7 protein-coding genes and 3 tRNA genes are annotated in these 6,000 nt (G+C 66.4%); 1 reads left to right on the top strand and 9 read right to left on the bottom strand.

The window, feature by feature from the left end; all coding sequences use genetic code 11:
- Positions 1–113: 113 nt before the first annotated feature.
- The 3 genes from HMPREF3113_RS15295 to HMPREF3113_RS15285 all read right to left on the bottom strand — a co-directional run bounded on the left by HMPREF3113_RS15295 (position 114) and on the right by HMPREF3113_RS15285 (position 424).
- Positions 114–190, bottom strand: a tRNA-His gene (locus HMPREF3113_RS15295).
- Positions 191–225: 35 nt separating this feature from the next.
- Positions 226–302, bottom strand: a tRNA-Arg gene (locus tag HMPREF3113_RS15290).
- Positions 303–347: 45 nt separating this feature from the next.
- Positions 348–424, bottom strand: a tRNA-Pro gene (locus HMPREF3113_RS15285).
- Between the two features lie 179 nt (positions 425–603).
- Here HMPREF3113_RS15285 and HMPREF3113_RS15280 point away from each other — a divergent pair.
- The gene (locus HMPREF3113_RS15280) at positions 604–1,362 is read left to right on the top strand and encodes a Bax inhibitor-1/YccA family protein (RefSeq protein ID WP_070426714.1); all 759 of its coding nucleotides are present in this window, start codon (positions 604–606) and stop codon (positions 1,360–1,362) included.
- Between the two features lie 98 nt (positions 1,363–1,460).
- On the opposite strand, the gene HMPREF3113_RS15275 is transcribed toward HMPREF3113_RS15280, so the two are convergent.
- The 6 genes from HMPREF3113_RS15275 to grxC all read right to left on the bottom strand — a co-directional run bounded on the left by HMPREF3113_RS15275 (position 1,461) and on the right by grxC (position 5,993).
- Positions 1,461–2,369 (bottom strand): LysR family transcriptional regulator, encoded by a 909-nt coding sequence (locus HMPREF3113_RS15275; protein ID WP_070473760.1) that lies wholly within the window; start codon positions 2,367–2,369, stop codon positions 1,461–1,463.
- 57 nt (positions 2,370–2,426) lie between these two features.
- Positions 2,427–3,170 carry a cysteine hydrolase family protein gene (locus tag HMPREF3113_RS15270; protein WP_019185809.1) on the bottom strand — a complete coding sequence of 248 codons (744 nt, stop codon included), beginning with the start codon at positions 3,168–3,170 and terminating at the stop codon, positions 2,427–2,429.
- Between the two features lie 159 nt (positions 3,171–3,329).
- The gene (locus HMPREF3113_RS15265) at positions 3,330–3,758 is read right to left on the bottom strand and encodes a hypothetical protein (protein ID WP_070473758.1); all 429 of its coding nucleotides are present in this window, start codon (positions 3,756–3,758) and stop codon (positions 3,330–3,332) included.
- Between the two features lie 132 nt (positions 3,759–3,890).
- The gene (locus tag HMPREF3113_RS15260; RefSeq protein WP_019185811.1) at positions 3,891–4,898 is read right to left on the bottom strand and encodes an isocitrate dehydrogenase; all 1,008 of its coding nucleotides are present in this window, start codon (positions 4,896–4,898) and stop codon (positions 3,891–3,893) included.
- Positions 4,899–5,304: 406 nt separating this feature from the next.
- Entirely contained in the window at positions 5,305–5,697 is a 393-nt protein-coding gene (locus HMPREF3113_RS15255) for a carboxymuconolactone decarboxylase family protein (protein WP_019185812.1), read from the bottom strand.
- Positions 5,694–5,993: a glutaredoxin 3 gene (gene grxC / locus HMPREF3113_RS15250; protein WP_070473756.1), complete on the bottom strand. Its 300-nt coding sequence runs from the start codon at positions 5,991–5,993 to the stop codon at positions 5,694–5,696. Before grxC ends, HMPREF3113_RS15255 begins: the two co-directional genes overlap by 4 nt.
- Between the last annotated feature and the right edge of the window lie 7 nt (positions 5,994–6,000).

Genomic DNA, 6,000 nt, shown 5'->3' with positions numbered 1-6,000 from the left:
GTCAACTGCTCTACCAACTGAGCTAACAGCCCTGAAAAACTCAGGCGCACATTGTAGCGTGTGTGCTGCCTTTTGCAACCCTGATTCACTTTCGATGAACCAGTTTTAATCAGTGGGGTGGCTGAGGGGACTCGAACCCCCGACCACCGGAATCACAATCCGGAACTCTAACCAACTGAGCTACAGCCACCACTGAAAACCTTGCTTCCTACCGCTTGCACCGAATGGCGCGCCCGACAGGAATCGAACCTGTAACCGCCGGCTTAGAAGGCCGGTGCTCTATCCAGTTGAGCTACGGGCGCTCGATCCGGATTGTCGCATTCCAATCCCGGTTTGAGCAGCGGGCTTGGTCGGGGTAGAGGGATTCGAACCCCCGACATCCTGCTCCCAAAGCAGGCGCGCTACCAGACTGCGCTATACCCCGGCGGTTTGTTTCCCTCCGGGGTTCCCCCCGAAAGAGCCGCCTATTGTGGGAATCGGCGTGGCATCTGTCAACGGTTTTCACACATCAATTCACCTGTCGCCATTGGCGAGGGTCGCTTCGGCTATGCTCGGGTCAGTGGCCGGATGGCCAGCCCCCCTACCCCATCAAGGAGATTGGCAATGCGCAGCGGCAATCCCGCACTTTCCGAGTCGACCTTCCTCGACCTGGCCAGCGGCTCGGTCGTGGCCCGCCCCGACCAGGCGATGACCATCAACGGCACCGTCAACAAGACCGGCATCCTGTTGCTGCTCACCGTGCTGACGGCCGCGTTCGCGTGGAGCCAGTCGGTCGATGCCTATGGGCAGGTGTCCTCCAGCGCGATGATGTACACCATCGGCGGCGCGGTGGGCGGGCTGATCCTGGCACTCGTCACCGTGTTCAAGAAGGAATGGTCGCCCGTCACTGCGCCGATGTATGCCCTGGTGGAAGGCTTCTTCCTCGGTGCGATCTCGGCCGTGTTCAACATGAAGTTCCCAGGCATCGTGTTCCAGGCGGTGCTGCTGACCTTCGGCACCCTGTTCGCGCTGCTGATGCTGTACCGCAGTGGCGTGATCAAGGTCACCGAGAAGTTCAAGATGGGCGTGTTCGCCGCCACCGGTGGCATCGCGCTGGTGTACCTGGCCTCCTTCGTGCTGAGCTTCTTCAACATCAACGTGCCGGTGATCCACGATGCCAGCCTGCTGGGCATCGCCTTCAGCCTGTTCGTGGTGGCGGTGGCCGCGCTGAACCTGGTGCTGGATTTCGACTTCATCGAAACCGGTGCCGCCGCACACGCCCCGAAGTACATGGAGTGGTACGGCGCGTTCGGCCTGATGGTCACGCTGGTGTGGTTGTACGTGGAATTCCTGCGCCTGCTCTCCAAGATCCAGCAGCGCTGAGCCACTGGCCAGGCAAGCATCAGGGGCGCCTTCGGGCGCCCTTTTTCATGCGCCCGCATGGCGCCCGGCAAGCTCCGGCCGGAGCGCCTGGCAGGGTACTAGGCCGCCGCGCCGGCTTGCCCTGCGTAATGCGCAGCCAGATGCTCCACCAGCGCGCGCACCTTTGGCGCCAGCGAACGTGCGTGCGGATACAGCGCGAAGTAGCGGCGCTGCCCGGCATGCCAGCCGGGCAACACATGGATCAGGCGACCGGCGCGCAGATCGTCCTGCACGGTCAACGCGGTGAACAGGCTGATGCCCATGCCGGCCCGCACTGCGGCATAGAGGGCGGGCGTGGCGTCCACGCGCAGCCGTTGGCCGGCCTCCACGCTGGCCTGCGCGCCCCGCGGGCCCTGCAGGTGCCAAGCGGTACTGGCCGCGCCGGGCTGGAACGCCAGCAGCGTGTGCGCCGGAAGGTCCGCCACCTGGCGCGGCAGGGCGTGCCGGGCCAGGTAAGCCGGTGCGGCCACCAGGATGCGCGGGCAGCACGCCAGCTCGCGGGCCACCAGTTGGCTGTCAGGCAGGCTGGCGGCAATGCGAAGCGCCATGTCGAAGCCACCCCCGACCACGTCCACCAGCTGGTCGTTGGCCGACAGATCCAGGCTTACCTGCGGATAGCGGGCCAGGAACCCCGGCAGCCACTGCGGCAATTCCTGGCTGGCCACCACCTGCGGCACGCTGATGCGCAGGCGCCCGCTCGGCGCTGCCTGGCCCGCGCGGGCGCGGTCGTCGGCCAGCTCCAGCCGCTCAAGCAGGGCTACGGCATCGCGGTAATAGTCGCGCCCGGCCTCGGTCAGCGACAGCCGCCGGGTGGTGCGATCGAGCAACCGGACCTGCAGGTGCTCTTCCAGCTGCCGCAGTTGCCGCGACAGGGAGGAGTGGGTGGTTCCCTGCCGCTCTGCGGCCGCACTGAAGCTGCCGGCCTCGACGATGGCGCGCAGCGCGCGCAGGGCGGCGAAGTGATCCATCGGCAGTCAGCTCCAGGCGAGTGGCAGGACCCGCCGGATGCGGGCCTGCCCAGCTTATCAAGCGCCCTCGCCCGCCTCGCGGACCGGCAGGGCCAGGATCGCGTCGGTGGCCATGACATCGCCGAATGCATCCTCGATCTGCGCCAGGGACGCCTCGTGCAGTGCGCGGTGGCCGATGCGCGTGCCGTCGGCCAGGTCGAGGTCGCGACTGGCGCTGGCATCGGACGCCACGAGGACACGGTAGCCGCGCGGCGCGGCAGCCGCGTCGCGGGCGGCCCCGACGACGCAGGCATGGGTCTGCAGGCCGGTGATGATCAACGTGTCGATGCCGGCCTGCTTGAGCACCGTATCCAGCGCCGCAGCCGAGGCGCCGGCGAACACACTGACGTTGTCCTTCTGGATGACGGTTTCGCCACTGCGCGGCTGCATGTCGCGATGGAAGGCGACGTTGACACTCCCCTGCGCGAACAGCGGCGCGCCCGCCGGCAGCACATGCTGCACGTGGATGACGCGGATGCCGTGGGCATCGGCGAAGTCGACCACGCGGCGGGTCTGGCGCAGTGCGGCCATGCCGTCGGGAATGACCATGCGGCCGCCGGCGAAACCTGGCGCGGCACGGGCATCGAAGTATTCGTTCTGGAAGTCGATCACCAGCACCGCGGTCTTCGCTGCGTCGAGCGAGGCGGGCACCGGGGCACCCGCCATGTGGCGGATGGTGGGATGGGACGGTTCAGCGGCAACAACCGGAGCGGTGGCAGCCATGCCGATCAGGCTGGCCAGGCCGAAGGCCGTGAGGTTCATGGGACGACTCCTGTGCGATGGAAAGTGGGCACAGGATGCGAGGCGGATGGCGCACGAACCAGCCATGGATTGACACATGATCTGTGCAGATTTCGAACCGACCGTTCGTGTGGAGTCGCGCCAGGCGCGACTGCTTTTCGTTGGGGCGCCCGTAAACGATCAGCCGCGCAGGGCTCGACTCGACGACGCCAGCGTGACGCCATTGAGCCGCACGATCACCGCGTCCTTTCGCCCTGGCACCACGTCGGCAGCGTTGCTGCCAGCGCGCACGGCACGTTCCAGGCCCGCCGGGTACTTCACCGGCACCCCTGCGAGGGTCTGCACATGCGCTGCCCCATCCTTGCCCCTGATGATGAACTCCGCGCAGGCGCCCTCCAGCCGGTACACCGGCGCCCCCGCCGGATATTCGATCAACTGCAGCGCGCGCGCTTCGCTGTGCCGCAGGTTGCGGATGGAGACCCCATGCGTCCGCAGGCGACGCAACGCGCGCTGCGAACGGGACCAGGGCCAGCAGAAGACGAAGTAGATGCCTACGCCAATCGCATAGACGGCAACAGCCGCCACCACCCACACAGCCGCATCAGGCATCTGCAAAAATCCTGTCGGTGAAAAGCCGCACTTTAAAACGCAGACGGGCCGTACAAGGACGGCCCGTCTTCAACAATGCGCAGCGTTGCCTGGCTACCGCCTGGGACAGCATCCAGCAAGAGCGCCGGCCGCTTACAGGCGGCTGGCGATGGCCTGGGCGAAGCCCATGGTGTTGCCGGTGCCACCCAGGTCGCCGGTCAGCGAATCCTTGGCTTCCAGCGTGGCCACGATGGCCTTGCGCAGGCGCTCGGCGTTTTCGACCTGGCCGACATGGTCCAGCATCTGTGCGGCGGCCAGCAGCAGCGCGCACGGATTGGCCTTGCCCTGGCCGGCGATGTCCGGCGCGGTGCCGTGCACGGCTTCGAAGATCGCCGCGTTCTCACCGATGTTGGCGCCCGGGGCCAGGCCCAGGCCGCCGACCAGACCGGCACACAGGTCGGAGATGATGTCGCCGAACAGGTTGGTGGTCACGATCACATCGAACTGTTCCGGACGCATCACCAGCTGCATGCAGCAGTTGTCGACGATCATTTCTTGGAACTCGATGTCCGGGTACTTGGCGGCCACTTCACGCGCCACGGCCAGGAACAGGCCCGAGGTCGACTTGATGATGTTGGCCTTGTGCACGGCGGTGACCTTCTTGCGGCCGGTGCTGCGGGCCAGCTCGAAGGCGTAGCGCACGATGCGCTCGGAGCCCTTGCGGGTGATGCGGGTGCCGGAGAAGGCGGTCTCGCCATCGGCCGACACTTCCTGGCCTTCGGCCAGGTACGCGCCTTCGGTGTTCTCACGGACGGTGATCAGGTCCACGCCGTCGCCGAAACGCGACTTGGTGTTCGGGAAGGACACCGCCGGACGCACGTTGGCGTACAGGTCGAAGTGGCGACGCAGGCTGACGTTGATCGAGGTGAAGCCACCACCGACCGGCGTGGTCAGCGGGCTCTTCAGCGCGATCTTGTTGCGTGCGATCGATTCCAGCGTGGCCGCCGGCATCAGATCGCCGTGCTTCTCCAGCGCGACCAGGCCCGCGTCGGCGTCTTCATATTCAAAGCCGGTGTCCAGCTTGCCGAGCACGAACAGGGTAGCGTCCATGATCTCCGGGCCGATGCCGTCACCGCGGATGACCGTGATTTTCTGCGTCATTGATGTGTATTCCGAACCGAGGGGGGAGCGCCATCCGTGAGGTGCGCGAAGCGCGGGCGCAAGGGAAGTTTCATCGGCAATTATGCCTTACCCGCCCGATGGACCCCAAATGGGCCATTGGTCTTAGGCGGGCAAGGCAGCATTGCCCGCGCATTCCCCCTCCCCCCGCGCCGTTGGCGCGCCGCCATCAACCGAAGGGGGCTGTGCTCAAGACACGCGATCGGTAGTGCCGGCCGCTGGCCGGCAACCAGGGGTGGGCTGAACGACGGGGTAGCCACCGACCGTTGGTCGGTGGAACGGGATCTAGAACATGAACAGCGCACTGCCGGGCGCCGATATCGTCGGGGCGCCCAAGCAGCCGACCAACGGTCGGCTCTACCTCGGTGGGGCCGGGTCGGCCCCGACCTCAATGCTCGTGAACGGCCGGCGCTTCGGCGCCGCCTTCGAGCTGGTCCAGGAAATCGACCGCGCGGCGCAGGTGCGGGATCACGATCGAGCCGCCGACCACCAGGCCGACCGAGAAGGTCTCGAAGAACTCCTCACGGGTCACGCCGGCGTCCTTGCACTGGGCCACGTGGTAGCTGATGCAGTCATCGCAGCGCAGCACCATCGAGGCGACCAGGCCCAGCAGCTCCTTGGTCTTCACATCCAGCGCGCCGGCCTGGTAGGTCTGGGTGTCCAGCGCGAAGAAGCGGCGCACGACCTGGTTGGGTTCGCCCAGGATGCGCTGATTCATGCGCTGGCGGAACTCGGTGAATTCGGCGATACGGTCCTTGCTGCCGTCGTCGGCCGCGCTCATGCCGGGTCCTGCCCGGCCAGCAACGGCTCCAGCTTGCCAGCACCGTGCAGCGCCATCATGTCGTCGTAGCCGCCCACATGGACCTCGCCGACGAAGATCTGCGGCACGCTGGTGCGGCGGGTCTTGGCCATCATCTTCTCGCGCTCGACAGGGTCCAGGTCGATCCGGACCTCCGTCCAGTCGCGGCCCTTGCTCTTCAGGAAGTTCTTGGCGGCCACGCAGTACGGGCACACCGCGGTCGAGTAGATGGTGATGGCGGGAGCGCCACCGGGGGTGGAAACAGCATCTTGGCTCACGGGAAAC

The sequence above is a fragment of the Stenotrophomonas sp. HMSC10F06 genome (assembly GCF_001807865.1).
In the GTDB taxonomy this organism is placed as follows: Bacteria; Pseudomonadota; Gammaproteobacteria; order Xanthomonadales; family Xanthomonadaceae; genus Stenotrophomonas; species Stenotrophomonas bentonitica_A.
This window is presented reverse-complemented; position numbering and strand designations above follow the sequence as displayed.

Bases quoted from the DNA above. Each gene is read 5' to 3' on its own strand.
- HMPREF3113_RS15275 (WP_070473760.1), bottom strand. From the start codon at position 2,369: ATGGATCACTTCGCCGCCCTGCGCGCGCTGCGCGCCATCGTCGAGGCC.
- HMPREF3113_RS15265 (WP_070473758.1), bottom strand. From the start codon at position 3,758: ATGCCTGATGCGGCTGTGTGGGTGGTGGCGGCTGTTGCCGTCTATGCG.
- HMPREF3113_RS15270 (WP_019185809.1), bottom strand. From the start codon at position 3,170: ATGAACCTCACGGCCTTCGGCCTGGCCAGCCTGATCGGCATGGCTGCC.
- HMPREF3113_RS15255 (WP_019185812.1), bottom strand. From the start codon at position 5,697: ATGAGCGCGGCCGACGACGGCAGCAAGGACCGTATCGCCGAATTCACC.
- HMPREF3113_RS15260 (WP_019185811.1), bottom strand. From the start codon at position 4,898: ATGACGCAGAAAATCACGGTCATCCGCGGTGACGGCATCGGCCCGGAG.
- HMPREF3113_RS15280 (WP_070426714.1), top strand. From the start codon at position 604: ATGCGCAGCGGCAATCCCGCACTTTCCGAGTCGACCTTCCTCGACCTG.